This window comes from Pseudomonas sp. GOM7 (assembly GCF_026723825.1).
Taxonomy (GTDB): Bacteria; Pseudomonadota; Gammaproteobacteria; order Pseudomonadales; family Pseudomonadaceae; genus Aquipseudomonas.
This window is the reverse complement of sequence record NZ_CP113519.1, coordinates 3,326,213-3,346,128: the sequence shown is the minus strand read 5'-3', so window position 1 is coordinate 3,346,128 and position 19,916 is coordinate 3,326,213. Positions and strand designations below refer to the sequence as shown.

Here is a 19,916-nt window from a genome sequence, read left to right as displayed (position 1 = left end):
TCCAGGGCGGTTGGGCAGGGCGGCAGTGTGGGTGATCGGGCCAGGTATTGCTACCAAGGAAGGAGGAAAATCGGCACTGGGTGCAATTGTTGGGTAAGCGGTGGGAGCCAAGAATTCGCGGCAGACCGGGAAAATTTCCCGGTAATAACAATGAACCCACAGAGGTAGCCGCAATGAAACACGCCGGTCTTCGCCAGCCCTTCCTCCTCACCGCACTCTGTGCTGCCATGCTGTTGCCATCCGCTGCCGCACTGGCGGTGACCGATGCCGAAATTCTCAAGGACGCCACCACCACCGACCAGATCGTCACCAACGGTCTGGGGCTGCAGGGCCAGCGCTACAGCCCGCTGAGCACGCTCAACGATCGCAACGTCAAGGAACTGCGCCCGGTGTGGACCATGTCCTTCGGTGGCGAGAAACAGCGCGGCCAGCAGGCCCAGCCGATGATCAAGGATGGCGTGATGTACGTCACCGCCTCCTATTCGCGAGTATTCGCTGTCGATGCGCGCACCGGCCGTGAATTGTGGCAGTACGAAGCGCGTCTGCCTGATGATATCCGCCCCTGCTGCGACGTGATCAACCGCGGCGTGGCGCTGTACGACGATCTGGTGATCTTCGGTACCCTGGATGCCAAGCTGGTGGCCCTGAACAAGGACACTGGCAAGGTGGTGTGGAGCAAGCGCGTGGCCGATCACAAGGCTGGTTACTCCATCACCGCCGCTCCCCTGGTGGTCAACGGCAAGCTGATCACCGGCGTATCCGGTGGCGAGTTCGGCGTGGTCGGCAAGATCGAGGCCTACGACCCCAAGAATGGCGACCTGCTGTGGACTCGCCCGACCGTGGAAGGCCACATGGGCTATGTCTACAAGGACGGCAAGGCGGTGGAGAACGGCATCAGCGGTGGCCAGGCCGGCAAGACCTGGCCGGGCGACCTGTGGAAGACCGGCGGCGCCGCGCCCTGGCTTGGTGGCTACTACGATGCCGACACCAACCTGCTGTTCTTCGGCACCGGCAACCCGGCACCGTGGAACTCGCACCTGCGCCCTGGCGACAACCTTTATTCCTCCTCGCGCTTGGCCCTGAACCCGGACGACGGCAGCATCAAGTGGCACTTCCAGACTACCCCGCACGACGGCTGGGACTTCGATGGCGTCAACGAGCTGATCTCTTTCGATTACCAGGAAGGCGGCAAGACCGTGAAGGCGGCTGCAACCGCCGACCGTAACGGCTTCTTCTATGTGCTTGACCGTACCAACGGCAAGTTCATCCGCGGCTTCCCCTTCGTCGACAAGATCACCTGGGCCAAGGGCCTGGACAAGAATGGCCGGCCGATCTACGACGACAGCAACCGCCCCGGTTCGCCCAGCGCCAAGGAAAAGGGCAGCAGCGTATTTTCCGCACCGGCCTTCCTCGGCGCGAAGAACTGGATGCCCATGGCCTACAGCCAGGACACTGGCCTGTTTTACGTGCCGTCCAACGAGTGGGGCATGGACATCTGGAACGAGGACATCGCCTACAAGAAGGGCGCGGCCTACCTCGGTGCCGGCTTCACCATCAAACCGCTCAACGAGGACTACATTGGCGTGCTGCGCGCCATCGACCCGAAGACCGGCAAGGAGGTCTGGCGCCAGACCAACTACGCGCCGCTGTGGGGCGGGGTGCTGACCACCAAGGGCAACCTGGTATTCACCGGCAATCCCGAGGGCTATCTGCAGGCCTTCAACGCCAAGACCGGCGAGAAGCTCTGGCAGTTCCAGACCGGTTCTGGGGTGATCGGCTCGCCGGTGACCTGGGAAATGGACGGTGAGCAGTACGTCTCGGTGCTGTCCGGCTGGGGTGGTGCGGTACCGCTGTGGGGCGGCGAGGTGGCCAAGCGCGTCAAGCACCTGAACCAGGGCGGCATGCTGTGGACCTTCAAGCTGCCCAAGGAGCTGGTGGCCAAGCAGTAACGGGCTGATGCAGCAGACGATGGCCGGCCTCTGTCCGGTCATCGTCGTTTCATGACCCTGAACGGCCACTGACGTTTTTTCTCGGCGGGGAACGCAATGTCGAGCGAGCCGGTCTAGCCTTTAGCTTCCATGACCTCGCACCTCGCTGCTGAAGGCCCGCGCCAGACTGCTCGCCGCTCTACTACCAAATGACGAGGCGATCTGTGCCATGGGCGCATACCGAGGGCGCGGAGGGCTTTCTAAGATCGAACCATGACCTGCTTCCACCCGTCGGCTGCAGGCTCCGACAAGAAGAGAGGACCGCATCATGATTTACGCCAAACCCGGTACCCAAGGCGCCGTCGTCACCCTCAAACCGCGCTACGGCAACTACATCGGTGGTGAGTTCGTCGCTCCGCTCAGCGGCCAGTACTTCACCAATACCAGCCCGGTCGACGCTTCGGTGATCGGTGAATTCCCCCGTTCCAATGCCGCCGACGTCGACAAGGCACTGGACGCCGCTCATGCCGCCGCCGATGCCTGGGGCCGTACCAGCGTGCAGGAGCGTTCGCACATCCTGCTGAAGATCGCCGACCGCATCGAAGCCAACCTCGAACTGCTGGCCGTGGCCGAAACCTGGGACAACGGCAAGGCCGTGCGCGAAACCCTCAATGCCGACGTGCCACTGGCTGCCGATCACTTCCGCTACTTCGCCGGCTGCATCCGCGCTCAGGAAGGCAGCACCGCCGAGATCAACGACGGCACCGTGGCCTATCATTTCCACGAGCCGCTGGGCGTGGTCGGGCAGATCATCCCGTGGAACTTCCCGCTGCTGATGGCCGCCTGGAAACTCGCGCCGGCCCTGGCCGCCGGCAACGCCATCGTGCTCAAGCCGGCCGAGCAGACCCCGCTGTCCATCACCCTGCTGGTGGAAATCATCGGCGACCTGCTGCCGCCGGGCGTGCTCAACATCGTCCAGGGCTTCGGCCGCGAGGCCGGTGAAGCGCTGGCCACCAGCAAGCGCATCGCCAAGATCGCCTTCACCGGCTCCACCCCGGTGGGCTCGCACATCATGAAATGCGCGGCCGAGAACATCATCCCGTCCACTGTCGAGCTGGGCGGCAAATCGCCGAACATCTTCTTCGCCGACATCATGAACGCCGAGCCGGCCTTCATCGAGAAAGCCGCCGAAGGCCTGGTGCTGGGCTTCTTCAACCAGGGCGAGGTGTGCACCTGTCCGTCGCGCGCGCTGGTGCAGGAGTCGATCTACGACGCCTTCATGGTCGAGGTGATGAAGAAGGTCAAGCAGATCAAGCGTGGCAACCCGCTGGACACCGAGACCATGGTCGGCGCCCAGGCTTCGCAGCAGCAGTTCGACAAGATCCTCAGCTACCTGGAGATCGCCCAGCAGGAAGGCGCCCAGGTGCTGACCGGCGGCGCAGCGGAAAAACTCGAAGGCGACCTGGCCAGCGGCTACTACATTCAGCCGACCCTGCTCAAGGGCACCAACCAGATGCGCGTGTTCCAGGAAGAGATCTTCGGCCCGGTGATCGGCGTGACCACCTTCAAGGACGAAGCCGAAGCCCTGGCGATTGCCAACGACACCGAGTTCGGCCTGGGGGCCGGCGTGTGGAGCCGCGATATGAACGTCGCCTACCGCATGGGCCGTGCGATCAAGGCTGGCCGCGTATGGACCAACTGCTACCACCTGTACCCGGCGCATGCGGCTTTCGGCGGCTACAAGAAGTCCGGGGTCGGGCGTGAAACCCACAAGATGATGCTCGACCACTACCAGCAGACCAAGAACCTGCTGGTCAGCTACGACATCAACCCGCTGGGTTTCTTCTGATTCATCGACCCCCGAGGCCGCACGTTCGCTCCGGCGTGCGGCTTTGATGTCTGGCGTAGGGTGCGCTGTGCGCACCGCTTGCTGGTGCCCAGGTGATCGTTCGGTGCGCGCAGCGCACCCTACCTGATGCGCGGCAGCAGAACCTTATCGCGACGCGGCTTCGGCCGCGTTTTTTATTGGTGATGGGTTTTGACCCTGTACCGGGCCATGATCGCGAATGCGCCACCCACATTCCTCTAGGCGCTTTTGTATTGGCACATGTTTCAGCCCGAGCAATTGCTGGAACCTTCATGGCACGATCCATTCCTACTAAGTGGATTCACCTACCAATGCCAGTGCCGACTCATCCCAAAGTACCATTTGGCCTCTTGCCTGGCGGGGGCTTAATGAGGGTGCCGGAATGCCCCGGCGCCATAACAAGAGGACCGCACCATGTGGACTAAACCCGCCTACACCGATCTGCGTATTGGCTTCGAAGTGACCATGTATTTCGCCAACCGCTGATTGCCCCTGGCCCCGGCCCGTCCGGGGCATCCCGCTGGTGACTCCCATGCATATCCAGATTCTCGGCTCCGCCGCTGGCGGTGGCTTTCCCCAGTGGAACTGCAACTGCCGCAACTGCCGCGGTGTGCGTGCTGGCACCCTGCGCGCGCAGCCGCGCACGCAATCGTCCATCGCCATTTCCGATAACGGCGAGCAGTGGATCCTGTGCAATGCCTCGCCGGACATCCGCGCCCAGATCGAAGCCTTCCCGGCGCTGCAACCGGCGCGCAAGCTGCGCGACACGGCGATTGCCGGCATCGTCCTGCTTGACAGCCAGATCGACCATTGCACCGGGCTTCTGACCCTGCGCGAAGGCTGCCCCCATGAGGTCTGGTGTACCGAGATGGTGCATCAGGATCTGACCACGGGCTTTCCGCTGTTCAACATGCTTGCCCACTGGAACGGTGGCCTGCAGCACCGCTTGATCGAGCTGGACGCCAAACCCTTCGCCATTCCCGCCTGCCCGGCGCTGAGCATCACCGCCATCGCCTTGCGCAGCAGCGCGCCGCCGTATTCGCCGCATCGCGGCAATCCGCATCCGGGCGACAACATCGGCCTGTTCATCGAGGACAGCCGCAGCGGCCGCAGCCTGTTCTACGCCCCCGGCCTCGGCCAGGTGGACGAGCACCTGCTGAGCTGGATGCGCCGCGCCGATTGCCTGCTGGTGGACGGCACCCTCTGGCGTGATGACGAAATGCGCGTATGCGAGGTGGGCGACAAGCTCGGCAGCGAGATGGGCCACCTGTGCCAGAGCGGCCCAGGCGGCATGATCGAGGTACTCGACGGCCTGCCTTCGGCGCGCAAGATCCTCATTCATATCAACAACACCAACCCGATTCTCGACCTGGACTCGCCCGAGCGCGCCGAACTGGACGCTCATGGCATCGAGGTCGCATTCGATGGCATGAGCATCGTTTTGTAGGGTGTGCGCGGCCGTGCAGGCCGTGCGCATCTTGAAGAATGCTGGTGCGCACGGCGCACCCTACGGCAACGCGTATCGGAGATACTGATGAGTCAACCTGCCATGACCCCTGCCGAGTTCGAGCAGGCGCTGCGTGCCAAGGGTGCGCTGTACCACATCCATCACCCCTTCCATCGCGCTATGTACGAAGGCCGTGCCACCCGCGAGCAGATCCAGGGCTGGGTGGCCAACCGCTTCTACTACCAGGTCAATATCCCGCTCAAGGATGCGGCGATTCTCGCCAACTGCCCGGATCGCGAAACCCGCCGCGAGTGGATTCAGCGCATCCTCGACCACGATGGCGCGCCTGGCGAGGAGGGCGGTATCGAAGCCTGGCTGCGCCTGGCCGAGGCGGTCGGTCTTGACCGTGAACAGGTGCTGTCGCAGGAGCTGGTATTGCCCGGCGTGCGCTTCGCCGTCGATGCCTACGTCAACTTCGCCCGCCGCGCCAGTTGGCAGGAAGCGGCCAGCAGCTCGCTGACCGAGTTGTTCGCCCCGCAGATCCATCAGTCGCGCCTGGATGCCTGGCCGCAGCACTATCCGTGGATCGATGCCACCGGCTACGACTATTTCCGCAAGCGCCTGAAGGAGGCGCGCCGGGATGCCGAGCATGGCCTGCGCATCACCCTCGAGCACTACCGCACCCGTGAGGCGCAGGAGCGCATGCTGCAGATCCTGCAATTCAAGCTGGACGTGCTGTGGAGCATGCTCGACGCCATGAGCATGGCCTACGAACTGCAGCGCCCGCCGTATCACACGGTGACCGAGCAGCGCGTCTGGCATCGGGGGATCGCGCTATGAACCTCGATGTGTCGGTGCGCGTGGCGCACCCTACGGTTGAGCCTTTTGTAGGGTGCGCTGTGCGCACCAGCACCATGACGGAGTCCGTTCCATGACTGCCAACCTTCTGCCCAGCGTGCCCGCCATTCGCCGTGGTTTCCGCCTGCAATTCGAGCCCGCTCAGGACTGCCATGTACTGCTTTACCCGGAGGGCATGATCAAACTCAACGACAGTGCCGGCGAGATTCTCCAGCAGGTCGACGGCACGCGCTCGGTGGGGGAGATCATCGCCAACCTGCAGCAGCGTTTCCCCGATGTGCCGGGCATCGACGAAGACATCCTGGCCTTTATCGAGGTGGCCCATGCACAGTTCTGGATCGAGCTTCGCTAAGCCGGGTGTGCAAATCGGCCAGCCGTTGTGGCTGCTGGCCGAGTTGACCTACCGCTGCCCGCTGCAATGCCCGTACTGTTCCAACCCGCTGGACTTCGCTCAACAGGGCGCGGAGCTGTCCACCGCCGAGTGGATCGAGGTGTTTCGCCAGGCCCGTGAGCTGGGTGCGGCGCAGTTGGGCTTTTCCGGCGGCGAGCCGCTGGTGCGCCAGGATCTGGCTGAGCTGATCACAGCGGCGCGTGGCCTGGGTTACTACACCAACCTGATCACCTCCGGCATCGGTCTGACCGAAGCGCGCATCGCCGAGTTCGCCGACGCCGGCCTGGACCATATCCAGATCAGCTTCCAGGCCGCCGACGAGGAGGTGAATAACCTGCTGGCCGGCTCGAAGAAGGCCTTCGCGCAGAAGCTGGCCATGGCCCGTGCGGTCAAGGCCCATGGCTACCCGATGGTGCTCAACTTTGTCACCCATCGGCACAACATCGACAATATCGAGCGCATCATCGAGCTGTGCCTGGAGCTGGAGGCGGACTTCGTCGAACTCGCCACCTGCCAGTTCTATGGCTGGGCCGAGCTCAACCGTGCCGGGCTCTTGCCGACCCGTGCGCAGCTCGAACGTGCCGAGCGCATCACCAATCAGTGGCGCGACAAGCTGGCGGCCGAGAAGCACCCCTGCAAGCTGATCTTTGTCACCCCGGATTACTACGAGGAACGCCCCAAGGCCTGCATGAACGGCTGGGGCAGCCTGTTCCTCGACATCACCCCGGACGGCACGGCGCTGCCCTGCCACAGTGCGCGGCAGTTGCCGGTGCAATTTCCCAACGTGCGCGAGCACAGCCTCGAACATATATGGCGGCATTCCTTCGGCTTCAACCGCTTTCGCGGCGACGACTGGATGCCCGAGCCCTGCCGTAGCTGCGACGAGAAGCACAAGGATTTCGGCGGCTGTCGCTGCCAGGCCTTCATGCTCACCGGCGACGCCAGCAACGCCGACCCGGTGTGCAGCAAGTCGGCGCACCATGAGGTGATTCTCGCCGCGCGGCGGCAGGCCGACGAGGCGCCGCTGGGCCTGGATGCCCTGCAGTACCGCAACGAGAAGGCCTCGCGGATCATATGCAAGGCGTAGGGTGCGCCGTGCGCACCGATCCCGACAGCATCTGGAGTGCCGAGCAGGCCGCAGCCGCCAGCGCCGATTTCGCCGAGTTGCACGTTGCCCATGGCGGTGTGCTGTGGGTGGCGTTCGATCCCGGGCTGGCGCGTTGCGGGCTGTTCTTCTGCTGCGATGGCGTCGTACATGAGCTGACGCCGCCAGGGTTTTCCGTGCGCAGCCGGGTCTACGAATACGGTGGCGGTGCCTGCTGCGCCACGGAGCTGGGCGTAGCGTTCGTCAATGAGCGTGATCAGCAGGTCTATCGCATCGATTTCGCGGTGGACGGCGGTGCGCACAGCGCACCCTACGCCATCACCGATGCGGCTCACTGCCGTTATGGCGACCTGTCCTTCGTGCCTGCCTGGCAAGCGCTGCTGGCGGTGGAGGAAAGCCATGAAGGCGACGCGGTGGTGCATCGCCTGGTGCGTATCGGTCTGAACGGCAAGCGCGAGGTACTGGCCGAGGGCGCCGATTTCTATGCCGCGCCGGTGGCCGATGCCCAAGGTCAGCGCCTGGCCTGGATCGAATGGGACAGGCCGAACCAGCCCTGGGTCGCCACGCGCCTGTGCCTGCGTGAGTCCGGCGAGCCTGCCCGCATACTGGCTGGTGCGGCGGGGGATCGCTCCTTGCAGCAGCCACGCTTCGACGCCCAGGGACAGTTATGGGTGCTGAGCGACCAGGCCGGCTGGTGGCAGCCCTGGTGTGTCGACAGCGAGGCACAACCCCTGGGTGCGCCTGGCGATCATGCCCCGGCGCCCTGGCAACTGGGTGGCTGCACCTATCTGCCGCTGGCGAACGACGAGCTGCTGCTGACACGGTTCGAGCAGGGTGTCGGCGTGCTGGTAGGGTGCGCCGTGCGCACCAGCGATCTCGACGGCAAAACAATCGGTGCGCACAGCGCACCCTACGAACGGAGGCTGGCTGAAGAATTCACCCGCTTCCGCTCCCTGGCTGCCGATAGCGAATATTTCTACTGCATCGCTGCTGCGCCGGATCGCCTGCCGGCCGTGCTCGCTATTGGTCGCAGCGATGGCGCACTGCATATACGCGCCGGTGGCGAACAGCCCTTGCCCAGCGCACAGCTTTCCCGGCCGGAGCCCTTGAGCTGTGAAGTGGGGCAGGGCGAGCACTGCCATGGATTTTTCTACGCCCCGGTTTCTTCCGGTGGATGTCCGCCGCTGGTGATCTTTCTGCATGGCGGGCCCACTTCGGCCTGCTATCCGGTGTTCGACCCGCGCATCGCCTTCTGGACGCTGCGCGGCTACGCCGTGCTCGATCTCAACTACCGGGGCAGCAGCGGTTATGGCCGCGCCTATCGCCTGCGCCTGGCCGGGCAGTGGGGCGAGCTGGAGGTGGAGGACATCGGCGCCGCCATCAAGGCGCTGGCTGCCAGCGGCCGTATCGACGCGCAGCGGGTGTTCGTGCGCGGCGGCAGTGCCGGTGGTTTCAGCGCGCTGCGGGCATTGGTGGAACTGCCATTTCTGCGCGGTGGCGCCAGCCTCTACGGCGTCAGTGATCCTCTGGCGCTGCGCGAGGCGACTCACAAGTTCGAGGCCGACTATCTGGACTGGCTGATCGGCGACCCCGAGCGGGATGCCGAGCGCTACCGGCGCCGCACGCCTCTTTTGCAGGCCGGGCGCATCCAGGTGCCGGTGATCTTCTTCCAGGGTGGGTTGGACGCCGTGGTGGTGCCGAGCCAGACCGAGTCGATGGTCGAAGCCCTGCGCGAGCGCGGCCTGGCAGTCGAATACCTCCTCTTCCCCGGCGAGCGCCATGGCTTTCGCCAGGCCGCCCATCTGGCCGAAGCCCTGCGTGCCGAGCATGACTTCTACCAGCGCCTGACCTAGGTCGCATTGCATAAACCGAGCAATGCAGTAGGCTGATGGTCAGTCCATAACAACAAGATTCAGGCCGTTGTATGAGCCACGATTTGAGGCAACTGCGTAAGTTCGTTTCCCCCGAGATCATTTTCGGCGCTGGCTCCCGACACAATGTCGGTAACTACGCCCGAACCTTCGGTGCCCGCAAGGTGCTGATCGTCTCCGACCCCGGCGTGGTCGCCGCCGGCTGGGCCGGGGATGTCGAGGCCAGCCTGCAGGCCCTGGGCATCGCCTACTGCCTGTACACCAAGGTGTCGCCCAACCCGCGTGTGGAAGAGGTGATGGAGGGCGCCGAGCTGTATCGCAGCGAGGGCTGCAACGTCATAGTCGCGGTCGGCGGCGGCAGCCCCATGGACTGCGCCAAGGGTATCGGCATCGTCGTCGCCCATGGCCGCAGCATTCTCGAATTCGAGGGGGTGGACACCATCCGTGTGCCCAGCCCGCCGTTGATTCTGATTCCCACCACTGCCGGCACCTCGGCGGATGTGTCGCAGTTCGTGATCATCTCCAACCAGCAGGAGCGGATGAAGTTCTCCATCGTCAGCAAGGCGGTGGTGCCGGACGTGTCGCTGATCGACCCGGAAACCACCCTGAGCATGGATCCCTTCCTCAGCGCCTGCACCGGCATCGACGCCATGGTGCATGCCATCGAGGCCTTCGTCTCCACCGGCCACGGCCCGCTCACCGACCCCCACGCGCTGGAGGCCATGCGCCTGATCAACGGCAACCTGGTGCAGATGATCGCCAACCCGCAGGATATCGCCCTGCGCGAGAAGATCATGCTCGGCAGCATGCAGGCCGGCCTGGCTTTCTCCAACGCCATTCTCGGCGCGGTGCATGCCATGAGCCACAGCCTGGGCGGTTTCCTCGACCTGCCGCACGGCCTGTGCAATGCGGTGTTGATCGAGCATGTGGTGGCCTTCAACTACAGCGCAGCGCCGGAGCGTTTCAAGGTCATCGCCGAAACCCTCGGCATCGACTGCCGAGGCCTTGCTCACGCGCAGATCCGCCAGCGCCTGGTCGAACACCTGATCGCCTTCAAGCATGCCGTGGGTTTCCGTGAAACCCTGGGCCTGCATGGCGTCGGCAGTTCGGATATTCCCTTCCTTTCCAGCCATGCCATGGACGACCCATGCATCCTCACCAACCCGCGCGAGTCGACCCAGCGCGATGTCGAGGTGGTCTATGGCGAGGCGCTCTGACGAGGCCCTGGCCGGGCTGCTGGGCCTGGGCAGCCAGTCGGCGCGCAAGAGTCATTACCCGGAGCTGCTGGCGCGTCTGGAAGAGCTGGAAACCGAGCGCAACCGCTACAAATGGCTGTTCGAGCATGCCGTGCACGGCATCATCCAGGCCAGCCTGCAGGACGGTGTGCTGGCGGCCAACCCGGCGATGGCGCGCATGCTCGGCTATGACGACCCGCAGCAGGTGCTGTGGTCGCCGGGCGACCTGGCCCGGCACCTGTTCGTCGGTGGCTTCGACGAACTGGCGCTGATCCGTGAGCGGCTGAACCAGGGGCAAGCACTGCTGGGTTACGAGACGCGCCTGCGGCGGCGCGATGGCAGCACCATCGACGTGCTGATGAACCTGCTGCTCAAACCGGATGGTGATGGCGTGTTCGAGGGCTTCGTCGCCGATATCACCGAGCGCAAGCAGGCCCAGCAGCGCCTGCAGCAACTCAATGACGAGCTGGAGCGACGGGTGGCGGCGCGCACCTTCGAGCTGCTCGAATCCAACCGCAACCTGCAGCAGCAGATTGCCGAACGCGAGCGCATCGAGCGGGCCCTGCGCGAGGCGCGCGATGCCGCCGAGGCGGCCAATCGCAGTAAGGACAAGTACCTGGCAGCCGCCAGCCACGACCTGCTGCAGCCGCTCAATGCCGCGCGCCTGCTGATCTCCACCCTGCGCGAGCGCGAGCTGCCGAACGCCGAGCACAATCTGGTGGAGCGCAGCCACCTGGCGCTGGAGGGGGCGGAAGACCTGCTCACCGATCTGCTGGACATCTCCAAGCTGGATCAGGCCGCGATCAAACCGGACGTGGACGTCTATCGCCTGGAAGAACTGCTGGCGCCGTTGGCCTCGGAGTTCGAGGGGGTGGCAGTGGCCAGCGGTCTGCGCCTACGCGTGCGCATCGCCGACTGTGCGGTGCGTACCGACTTCCGCCTGCTGACGCGCATCCTGCGCAATTTTCTCAGCAATGCCTGCCGTTACACCGAGCGCGGCGGCGTACTGCTCGGCGCGCGGCGGCGCGGCGCCTTTCTCGACATACAGGTGTGGGACAGCGGCCGGGGCATCGCCACCGATCAACTGGACAAGATCTTCCTCGAGTTCAACCAGCTCGAGGTCGGCCGCGCTGCTGAGCGCAAGGGGGTTGGTCTGGGCTTGGCCATCGTCGAGCGCATCGCGCGCATGCTCGGCTACCCGGTACAGGTGCGTTCGCAGCCGGGGCGTGGTTCGGTATTCAGCATTCGCGTGCCGCTGGCCCATGAGCGGCCGCAGCGCCAGGTGCAGCCAGCGGCGCAGGCGCTGCTCGGCAATCCCTTGCCAGGCCGGCGCCTGCTGGTGATCGACAATGAAGTGGATATCCTGCATAGCATGGCGGCCTTGCTCGGGCAGTGGGGCTGCGAGGTGATCACCGCTGTCGATCTTTCCGAGGCCATGCAACGGCTGCAGGGCAGGGCGCCGGAGGTGATCGTCGCCGACTTCCACCTCGATCATGGTGTGCTTGGTTCGCAGGTGATCGAGCAGTTGCGCGAGCGTTTCGCTCAGCCGATTCCGGCACTGGTCATCAGTGCCGACCGTAGCGATGCCTGTCGGCGTGAGCTGCAGGTTCTGGGCGTGCCCTTGCTGAACAAGCCGGTCAAGCCCGGCAAGCTGCGCGCGGTGCTCAGCCAGTTGCTCCAGGGGGCTTGAGCGGGGCGCTGTGAGGGCTGAACCTCCGTCGATACGATGCTGTCTATTGGCTAGTTCGTCCCTCAGGAGATCACTACAATGACAATATCCATGACCCCCTTCATGCGTCGTCTGGCCGCCTTCACCGCATTGCTGCAGTTGCTGCTGGTGGTACAGATTCCCGCGGCCAATGCGGCCATGATCGGCACGCCCGAGGTCATCGCCGAGCAGCAGCACCAGGTCGACCAGCAGCAACTGCTGGCCATGCTCGACGATCAGCAGGTCAAGGACAAACTGCTGGCCATGGGCGTGGATCGCGAGCAGGTGGAGGCGCGCATCGCCAGCCTGACGCCGGCCGAGCTGGCACAGTTCAACCAGCAACTGGATCAGGCGCCTGCCGGTGCTGGTGTGGTGGGTATCATCGTGTTGTTTCTGGTGATCTTCATCATCACTGATATGCTGTGCGCCACCGACATCTTCAGTTTCGTCAAATGCATAAATCGCTGATTCGTCTCTGCTGCATCGCTTCTCTCGCTTTACTCGCTGCTTGTGCTCGCTCTCCGGTGCTGTCACCGGAGGGCGAGCGTTTGCCTGAACGGGTCGAGCTGAGCGACGTTCCCTTCTTTCCGCAGCAGGCCTACCAGTGCGGGCCGGCGGCCTTGTCCACCATGCTCAACCAGCGTGGTGTGATGACGTCGCCCGGCCTGCTCAAGGACAAGGTCTACATCCCAGGCCGCGAAGGCAGCCTGCAGGTGGAGATGGTGGCTGCCGCGCGCAGCCATGAAATGCTGGTCTACCCGCTGCAGCCGCGGCTGGATGCCGTGCTGGCCGAAGTGGCGGCCGGCAATCCGGTGCTGGTGCTGCAGAACCTGGGCTTCGACTGGTACCCACAGTGGCATTTCGCTGTGGTGGTGGGCTATGACCGCCGCGAGCGCGAGCTGATGCTGCGCTCTGGCACCACGCGCCGGCTGGAAACCAGTTTCAATACCTTCGACAGAACCTGGGCCCGAGGCGGGCGCTGGGCGGTGGTGACGCTGTCGCCCGATCGTTTGCCCGCACAGGCTGATATGCACACCTGGATGAAGGCGGCCAGCGATCTGGAGCAGACCGGTCAGGCCGCTGCCGCGCGCCGCGCCTACCGCACGGCGAGCGAGGCCTGGCCGAAGGAGTCGTTGCCTTGGTTCGCCCTGAGCAACAGCCGCTATGCCGACGGTGACCGCAAGGGCGCCGAGCAGGCCCTGCGCGAGAGCCTCAAGCGAGAGCCAGGTTTCGCGGCTGGCTGGTTCAACCTGTCGCAGGTGCTGGGCGAGCAGGGCTGCGCGCGCGAGGCGCAGCAGGCTCAGGCCTGTGCGCAACGTTTGGCACCGAAGGATTCGCGCTTCGCCGCACCACCGAAAGCCAGTGGTTCAGAAGGGCAGTGCCAGGCCTTGCCGGCTTGCCCCTGATGCAATCGAAAACGGCGCCCGCGGGCGCCGTTTTCGTTACTGGGTGGGTTCAGACGCCCAGCTTGTCACGCAGCGTGTAGTACCAGGCGCCGATGGCGCTGAAGGGCACCTGGAACAGGCGGCCACCCGGGAAGGGGTAGTGCGGCAGGTCGGCGAAGGCATCGAAGCGCTCGGCTTGGCCGCGCAGTGCCTCGGCCAGCACCTTGCCGGCCAGGTGCGTGTAGGTCACGCCATGGCCACTGCAGCCCTGCGAGTAATAGATGTTGTCGCCGATGCGGCCGACCTGTGGCAGGCGCGACAGGGTCAGCAGGAAGTTGCCGGTCCAGGCGAAGTCGATCTTCACATCCTTGAGCTGCGGGAAGGTCTTGAGCATCTTCGGGCGGATGATTGCTTCGATGTTGGCCGGGTCGCGCGCACCGTAGACCACACCGCCACCGTAGATCAGGCGCTTGTCGCCGGAGAGGCGGTAGTAGTCGAGCAGGTAGTTGCAGTCCTCGACGCAGTAGTCCTGCGGCAGCAGGCTGGCAGCCATTTCATCGCTCAGCGGCTCGGTAGTGATCACCTGAGTGCCGCACGGCATTGATTTGGACGCCAGCTCCGGGACCAGATTGCCCAGGTAGGCGTTGCCGGCCACCACCACGAACTTGGCCTTGATGCGGCCTTCCGGGGTATGCACCACGGGGTTGGCGCCACGCTCGATGCGTGTGGCCGGGGACTGTTCATAGATCACGCCGCCGAGCGATTCCACGGCAGCGGCTTCGCCGAGCGCCAGGTTCAGCGGATGGATATGGCCGCCGCTCATGTCCAGCATGCCGCCGACATAGTTGTCGGTGGCCACCACCTCGCGGATGCGCTGTGCATCCATCAGCTCCAGTTGGGTATGGCCGTAGCGCTCCCACAGCTTCTTCTGCGACTCCAGATGGCCCATCTGCTTGCCAGTCAGCGCGGCGAACACACCACCGTCCTTGAGGTCGCACTGGATATCGTACTTGGCGATGCGCTCACGGATGATGCGGCCGCCCTCGAAGGCCATCTGCCCGAGCAGTTGCGCCTGCTTGGGGCCGACGCTGCGCTCGATCACATCGATGTCGCGGCTGTAGCTGTTGACGATCTGCCCGCCGTTACGCCCCGAGGCGCCGAAGCCGACCTTGGCCGCCTCGACGATGCTTACCTTGAAGCCGTTCTCCAGGAGGAACAGCGCAGTGGACAGGCCGGTATAGCCAGCGCCGATGATGCACACATCGGTTTCCACCTCGCCTTGCAGGGCAGGGCGCTGCGGGACGGGGTTGGCTGAAGCGGCGTAATAGGATTGCGGATAAGCCGTGTGCATCATATTGAACCTCTGTTCTTTATTTTTTACGAATGGCCCGATGCTACCTGAGTTGAAAATGGCCGGCTAGTGCCCGTGCAAAATATCCAACAAGGGTGTCTGGTAAAAAAATTGGCCTATTTCAGTGGGTTAGCGAAAAAACCTGTTGACGGCCAAAAAGATCTGCGTAGAATGCGCACCCATCGAAGGCACATAGCTCAGTTGGTTAGAGCACCACCTTGACATGGTGGGGGTCGTTGGTTCGAGTCCAATTGTGCCTACCAAATCGATAAAAAGGGGTCGCCAGGCGACCCCTTTTTTATTGTCCGGATTTTCCGGTGCCGGGGCGTGCTCCCTTGAGTGTCGTTGCGCTTGCCAGCGTGGCGGCTTTCTGGAAGCATCCGCTCTCTTTACTTCCCCAGTGACTCTGGTTCGGTCTGGTTGGCCTTCGGGCTCCTGCCATCGTTAGGTGGGTATACCGCCGAATCGCTTCCTGGCTCATCCCAACCCACGTGACCTTTGGTAGGGGTCACCACTAGGAGAGGAGGCGCCATGCCCACCATTACTCTTCCCGACGGCAGTCAGCGTTCGTTCGATCATCCGGTATCCGTGCTGGAGGTCGCCCAATCCATCGGTGCAGGCCTGGCCAAGGCCACCCTAGCTGGCAAGGTGAACGGCAAGCAGGTCGATGCCTGTGACGTGATCGACAGCGATGCGACCCTGCAGATCATCACGCCGAAGGACGAAGAGGGGCTGGAGATCATCCGTCACTCCTGTGCGCACCTGGTTGGGCATGCGGTCAAGCAACTCTACCCGGATGCCAAGATGGTGATTGGCCCGGTCATCGAGGAAGGCTTCTATTACGACATCGCCATCGGTCGGCCTTTCACTCCCGAGGACATGGCCGCCATCGAGCAGCGTATGAAGGAGTTGATCGACAAGGACTACGACGTCATCAAGAAGATGACGCCGCGGGCCGAGGTCATCGAGCTGTTCAAGGCGCGTGGCGAAGAGTACAAGCTGCGCCTGATCGACGACATGCCGGACGAGCAGGCCATGGGCCTGTACTACCACGAAGAATACGTGGACATGTGCCGCGGTCCGCACGTGCCCAATACCCGCTTCCTCAAGGCGTTCAAGCTGACCCGCATTTCCGGTGCCTACTGGCGCGGTGACTCGAAGAACGAGCAGTTGCAGCGCATCTATGGCACTGCCTGGGCAGACAAGAAGCAACTGGCTGCCTACATCCAGCGCATCGAAGAGGCCGAGAAGCGCGATCATCGCCGCATCGGCAAGCAGCTCGACCTGTTCCATCTGCAGGAAGAGGCGCCGGGCATGGTGTTCTGGCACCCCAATGGCTGGACTGTCTATCAGGTGCTGGAGCAGTACATGCGCCAGGTGCAGCGTGAGCATGGCTACGTGGAGGTGCGCACGCCGCAGGTGGTCGATCGCATCCTCTGGGAGCGCTCCGGGCACTGGTCCAACTACGCCGAGAACATGTTCACCACGTCGTCGGAGAATCGCGACTACGCGGTCAAGCCGATGAACTGCCCGTGCCACGTGCAGATCTTCAACCAGGGCCTGAAGTCCTACCGCGACCTGCCGCTGCGCCTCGCCGAGTTCGGCGCCTGCCACCGCAACGAGCCGTCCGGTGCGCTGCACGGCATCATGCGTGTGCGTGGCTTCACCCAGGACGATGCACACATCTTCTGCACCGAAGAGCAGGTGAAGAAGGAGGCGGCCGACTTCATCAAGCTGACCTTGCAGGTTTACCAGGACTTCGGCTTCACCGATGTGTCCATGAAGCTGTCGACCCGTCCGGCCAAGCGCGTGGGTTCCGAAGAGCTGTGGGATCGTGCCGAAGGAGCGCTGGCCGACGCGCTCAACGAGTCGGGCCTGACCTGGGAATATCAACCGGGCGAGGGCGCCTTCTACGGGCCGAAGATCGAGTTCACCCTCAAGGACTGCCTGGGGCGCAACTGGCAGTGCGGTACGCTGCAGTACGATCCGAACCTGCCGGAGCGCCTGGAGGCCAGCTACATCGCCGAGGACAACAATCGCAAGCGCCCGGTCATGCTGCATCGTGCGATACTCGGCTCCTTCGAGCGCTTCATCGGTATGCTGATCGAGCACTATGCCGGTTCCTTCCCGGCCTGGCTGGCGCCGACTCAGGCGGTGATCATGAATATCACCGACAAACAGGCCGATTTCGCCCGTGAGGTGGAGAAAACCCTCAATCAAAGCGGATTCCGTGCCAAGGCCGACTTGAGAAACGAGAAGATCGGCTTTAAAATCCGCGAGCATACTTTGCTCAAGGTTCCCTATCTCTTGGTTATTGGAGATCGGGAAGTCGAGACACGATCCGTTGCTGTGCGCACTCGCGAAGGCGTCGATATGGGCTCGTTGCCCATCGAGCAGTTCATGGCGCAACTGCAGCAAACGGTTTCCCGGCGTGGTCGCCAAGATTTGGAGTAAGAACTATTAAGCGTGATATGAGACAGGACAAGCGGGCCGCCCCCAAGGCGCCTATCAACGAGAACATCACCGCGCGTGAGGTTCGCCTGATTGGGCCGGACGGTCAGCAGATTGGTGTGGTTTCCATCGATGAGGCGCTGAGCGCTGCCGAGGAAGCCAAGCTGGATCTGGTGGAAATCTCCGCTGATGCGGTGCCTCCGGTTTGCCGCATCATGGACTACGGCAAGCACCTGTTCGAGAAGAAAAAGCAGGCTGCTATTGCCAAGAAGAACCAGCACCAGCAGCAGATCAAAGAGATCAAGTTTCGTCCAGGGACGGAAGAAGGGGATTACCAGGTAAAACTACGCAACCTGGTACGTTTCCTTGAAGATGGGGACAAGGCCAAGGTATCGCTTCGATTCCGCGGCCGTGAGATGGCCCACCAGGAGCTGGGGATGGAGCTGCTCAAGCGGGTCGAACAAGACCTGATCGAGCTCGGCACCGTCGAACAGCATCCCAAGCTGGAAGGACGCCAGCTGATGATGGTCATCGCTCCCAAGAAGCGTAAATAACCTCCCGGGCACTGGCAGGCCTGATGGTTATCAGTTGTTAATGAATGCGGAGTACTAAACATGCCAAAGATGAAAACCAAGAGCGGTGCTGCAAAGCGCTTCCTGAAGACTGCTTCGGGCTACAAGCACAAGCACGCTTTCAAGAGCCATATCCTGACCAAGATGTCCACCAAGCGTAAGCGTCAACTGCGCGGTAGCGAGCTGATGCATCCGTCGGACAAGGCAAAAGTCGAGCGCATGCTGCGCGTTCGTTAATCGGTCAAGATACTTAGAGGTAATTACTCATGGCTCGTGTTAAGCGTGGCGTTATCGCTCGTGCTCGTCACAAGAAAATCCTGAAGCTCGCCAAGGGCTACTACGGCGCGCGTTCGCGCGTGTTCCGCGTCGCCAAGCAGGCGGTGATCAAGGCAGGCCAGTACGCCTACCGTGACCGTCGTCAGCGCAAGCGTCAGTTCCGCGCACTGTGGATCGCTCGTATCAACGCCGGCGCTCGCGTCAACGGTCTGTCCTACAGCCGTCTGATCGCTGGCCTGAAAAAGGCGTCGATCGAGATCGACCGCAAGGTTCTGGCCGATCTGGCAGTGAACGAAAAAGCGGCGTTTGCTGCGATTGTCGAGAAGGCCAAGGCCGTTCTGGCTTAAGTCCCCCGACAATCACCGGGTTCGCCCGGTGGCAACGTCAAAGATAGGGGAAGAGCCTTAACAGCTCTTCCCCTATTTCGTATCTGGAGTCTGTACATGGAAAATCTGGATGCATTGGTCTCCCAAGCGCTCGAGGCCGTGCAACGAAGCGAAGATGTCAACGCCCTGGAGCAGCTCCGGGTTCAGTACCTGGGCAAGAAGGGTGAACTGACTGCCCTGATGCAGACCCTGGGCAAGCTGTCGGCAGAGGAGCGTCCGCAGGCCGGCGCCCTGATCAACGCCGCCAAGACGCAGGTTCAGGATGCGCTTAGCGCCCGCAAATCCGTGCTCGAGCAGGCCCTGCTCGCCGAGAAGCTGGCCTCCGAGCGTATCGACGTGACCCTGCCGGGTCGCGGCCAGGCCTCCGGCGGCCTGCACCCGGTCACGCGCACGCTCGAGCGTGTCGAGCAGTTCTTCACCCATATCGGCTTCAGCGTGGCCGAGGGCCCGGAAGTCGAGGACGACTACCATAATTTCGAGGCGCTCAACATCCCCGGCCACCACCCGGCGCGGGCGATGCACGACACCTTCTATTTCAACGCCAACATGTTGCTGCGCACCCATACCTCGCCGGTACAGGTGCGCACCATGGAGTCGCAGCAGCCGCCTATCCGCATCGTCTGCCCTGGCCGCGTCTATCGTTGCGACTCGGATATCACTCACTCGCCGATGTTCCATCAGGTCGAAGGCCTGCTGGTCGACGAGGGCATCAGCTTCGCCGACCTCAAGGGCACCATCGAAGAGTTCCTTCGCGTGTTCTTCGAGAAGCCTTTGGGCGTGCGTTTCCGTCCTTCCTTCTTCCCCTTCACCGAGCCATCGGCCGAAGTCGACATGCAGTGCGTCATGTGCTCCGGCAAGGGCTGCCGTGTATGCAAGCAAACCGGCTGGCTGGAAGTGATGGGCTGCGGCATGGTGCACCCGAACGTGCTGCGCATGAGCGGCATCGACCCGGAGAAATACTCCGGCTTCGCCTTCGGTATGGGCGCCGAGCGTCTGGCCATGCTGCGTTACGGCGTCAATGACTTGCGCCTGTTCTTCGATAACGACCTGCGGTTCCTGGCGCAATTTCGCTAGTAACCGCCCCT

The 19,916-nt window shown here is 63.2% G+C and carries 18 protein-coding genes and 1 tRNA gene; 18 read left to right on the top strand and 1 reads right to left on the bottom strand.

The genetic code is table 11. The annotated features are described in order from the left end of the window. The first annotated feature begins 173 nt into the window (after positions 1-173). From OU800_RS14655 to OU800_RS14600, 12 genes are all read left to right on the top strand, one after another. Positions 174-1,949, top strand: coding sequence for a methanol/ethanol family PQQ-dependent dehydrogenase (locus OU800_RS14655; protein WP_268178021.1), 1,776 nt, complete (start codon positions 174-176; stop codon positions 1,947-1,949). A 307-nt stretch (positions 1,950-2,256) separates the two neighbouring features. Continuing rightward, positions 2,257-3,777 carry an acetaldehyde dehydrogenase ExaC gene (exaC, locus tag OU800_RS14650; protein WP_268178020.1) on the top strand — a complete coding sequence of 507 codons (1,521 nt, stop codon included), beginning with the start codon at positions 2,257-2,259 and terminating at the stop codon, positions 3,775-3,777. Between the two features lie 432 nt (positions 3,778-4,209). Next, a complete protein-coding gene (gene pqqA / locus OU800_RS14645) occupies positions 4,210-4,281 on the top strand; it encodes a pyrroloquinoline quinone precursor peptide PqqA (protein ID WP_003243383.1) in 72 nt (23 codons plus the stop codon). 46 nt (positions 4,282-4,327) lie between these two features. Next, entirely contained in the window at positions 4,328-5,242 is a 915-nt protein-coding gene (gene pqqB, locus OU800_RS14640; RefSeq protein WP_268178019.1) for a pyrroloquinoline quinone biosynthesis protein PqqB, read from the top strand. Between the two features lie 87 nt (positions 5,243-5,329). Beyond that, positions 5,330-6,082, top strand: a complete 753-nt coding sequence (gene pqqC, locus OU800_RS14635) for a pyrroloquinoline-quinone synthase PqqC (protein ID WP_268178017.1) — start codon at positions 5,330-5,332, stop codon at positions 6,080-6,082. Positions 6,083-6,173: 91 nt separating this feature from the next. Then, a complete protein-coding gene (gene pqqD / locus OU800_RS14630; RefSeq protein ID WP_268178016.1) occupies positions 6,174-6,452 on the top strand; it encodes a pyrroloquinoline quinone biosynthesis peptide chaperone PqqD in 279 nt (92 codons plus the stop codon). Beyond that, the gene (gene pqqE, locus OU800_RS14625) at positions 6,424-7,578 is read left to right on the top strand and encodes a pyrroloquinoline quinone biosynthesis protein PqqE (protein ID WP_268178015.1); all 1,155 of its coding nucleotides are present in this window, start codon (positions 6,424-6,426) and stop codon (positions 7,576-7,578) included. The genes pqqD and pqqE overlap by 29 nt, the downstream gene beginning before the upstream one ends. Next, positions 7,566-9,449 carry a S9 family peptidase gene (locus tag OU800_RS14620; RefSeq protein WP_268178014.1) on the top strand — a complete coding sequence of 628 codons (1,884 nt, stop codon included), beginning with the start codon at positions 7,566-7,568 and terminating at the stop codon, positions 9,447-9,449. Before pqqE ends, OU800_RS14620 begins: the two co-directional genes overlap by 13 nt. A 71-nt stretch (positions 9,450-9,520) precedes the next feature. Continuing rightward, positions 9,521-10,684: an alcohol dehydrogenase-like regulatory protein ErcA gene (ercA, locus tag OU800_RS14615; protein ID WP_268178013.1), complete on the top strand. Its 1,164-nt coding sequence runs from the start codon at positions 9,521-9,523 to the stop codon at positions 10,682-10,684. Then, positions 10,668-12,392, top strand: a complete 1,725-nt coding sequence (locus OU800_RS14610) for a hybrid sensor histidine kinase/response regulator (RefSeq protein WP_268178012.1) — start codon at positions 10,668-10,670, stop codon at positions 12,390-12,392. Before ercA ends, OU800_RS14610 begins: the two co-directional genes overlap by 17 nt. A gap of 78 nt (positions 12,393-12,470) precedes the next feature. Next, a complete protein-coding gene (locus OU800_RS14605) occupies positions 12,471-12,878 on the top strand; it encodes a PA2779 family protein (protein ID WP_268178011.1) in 408 nt (135 codons plus the stop codon). Further along, positions 12,863-13,816: a PA2778 family cysteine peptidase gene (locus tag OU800_RS14600; protein WP_268178010.1), complete on the top strand. Its 954-nt coding sequence runs from the start codon at positions 12,863-12,865 to the stop codon at positions 13,814-13,816. The genes OU800_RS14605 and OU800_RS14600 overlap by 16 nt, the downstream gene beginning before the upstream one ends. Positions 13,817-13,865: 49 nt before the next feature. Here the strand turns inward: OU800_RS14600 and OU800_RS14595 are convergent, their stop codons facing one another. Continuing rightward, entirely contained in the window at positions 13,866-15,149 is a 1,284-nt protein-coding gene (locus OU800_RS14595; RefSeq protein WP_268178009.1) for an NAD(P)/FAD-dependent oxidoreductase, read from the bottom strand. Between the two features lie 183 nt (positions 15,150-15,332). On the opposite strand from OU800_RS14595, the gene OU800_RS14590 reads away from it, so the two are divergent. The 6 genes from OU800_RS14590 to pheS all read left to right on the top strand — a co-directional run bounded on the left by OU800_RS14590 (position 15,333) and on the right by pheS (position 19,905). After that, positions 15,333-15,409 (top strand) — tRNA-Val (locus OU800_RS14590). Positions 15,410-15,677: 268 nt separating this feature from the next. Continuing rightward, positions 15,678-17,600: a threonine--tRNA ligase gene (gene thrS / locus OU800_RS14585; protein ID WP_268178008.1), complete on the top strand. Its 1,923-nt coding sequence runs from the start codon at positions 15,678-15,680 to the stop codon at positions 17,598-17,600. A 17-nt stretch (positions 17,601-17,617) separates the two neighbouring features. After that, on the top strand, positions 17,618-18,151 hold the full coding sequence (gene infC, locus OU800_RS14580; protein ID WP_268178007.1) for a translation initiation factor IF-3: 534 nt from the start codon (positions 17,618-17,620) through the stop codon (positions 18,149-18,151). Between the two features lie 60 nt (positions 18,152-18,211). Further along, positions 18,212-18,406: a 50S ribosomal protein L35 gene (gene rpmI, locus OU800_RS14575; protein WP_044401775.1), complete on the top strand. Its 195-nt coding sequence runs from the start codon at positions 18,212-18,214 to the stop codon at positions 18,404-18,406. Between the two features lie 29 nt (positions 18,407-18,435). Further along, positions 18,436-18,792: a 50S ribosomal protein L20 gene (rplT, locus tag OU800_RS14570; protein WP_003243409.1), complete on the top strand. Its 357-nt coding sequence runs from the start codon at positions 18,436-18,438 to the stop codon at positions 18,790-18,792. A gap of 96 nt (positions 18,793-18,888) precedes the next feature. Beyond that, entirely contained in the window at positions 18,889-19,905 is a 1,017-nt protein-coding gene (gene pheS / locus OU800_RS14565) for a phenylalanine--tRNA ligase subunit alpha (RefSeq protein ID WP_268178006.1), read from the top strand. Positions 19,906-19,916: the final 11 nt, after the last annotated feature.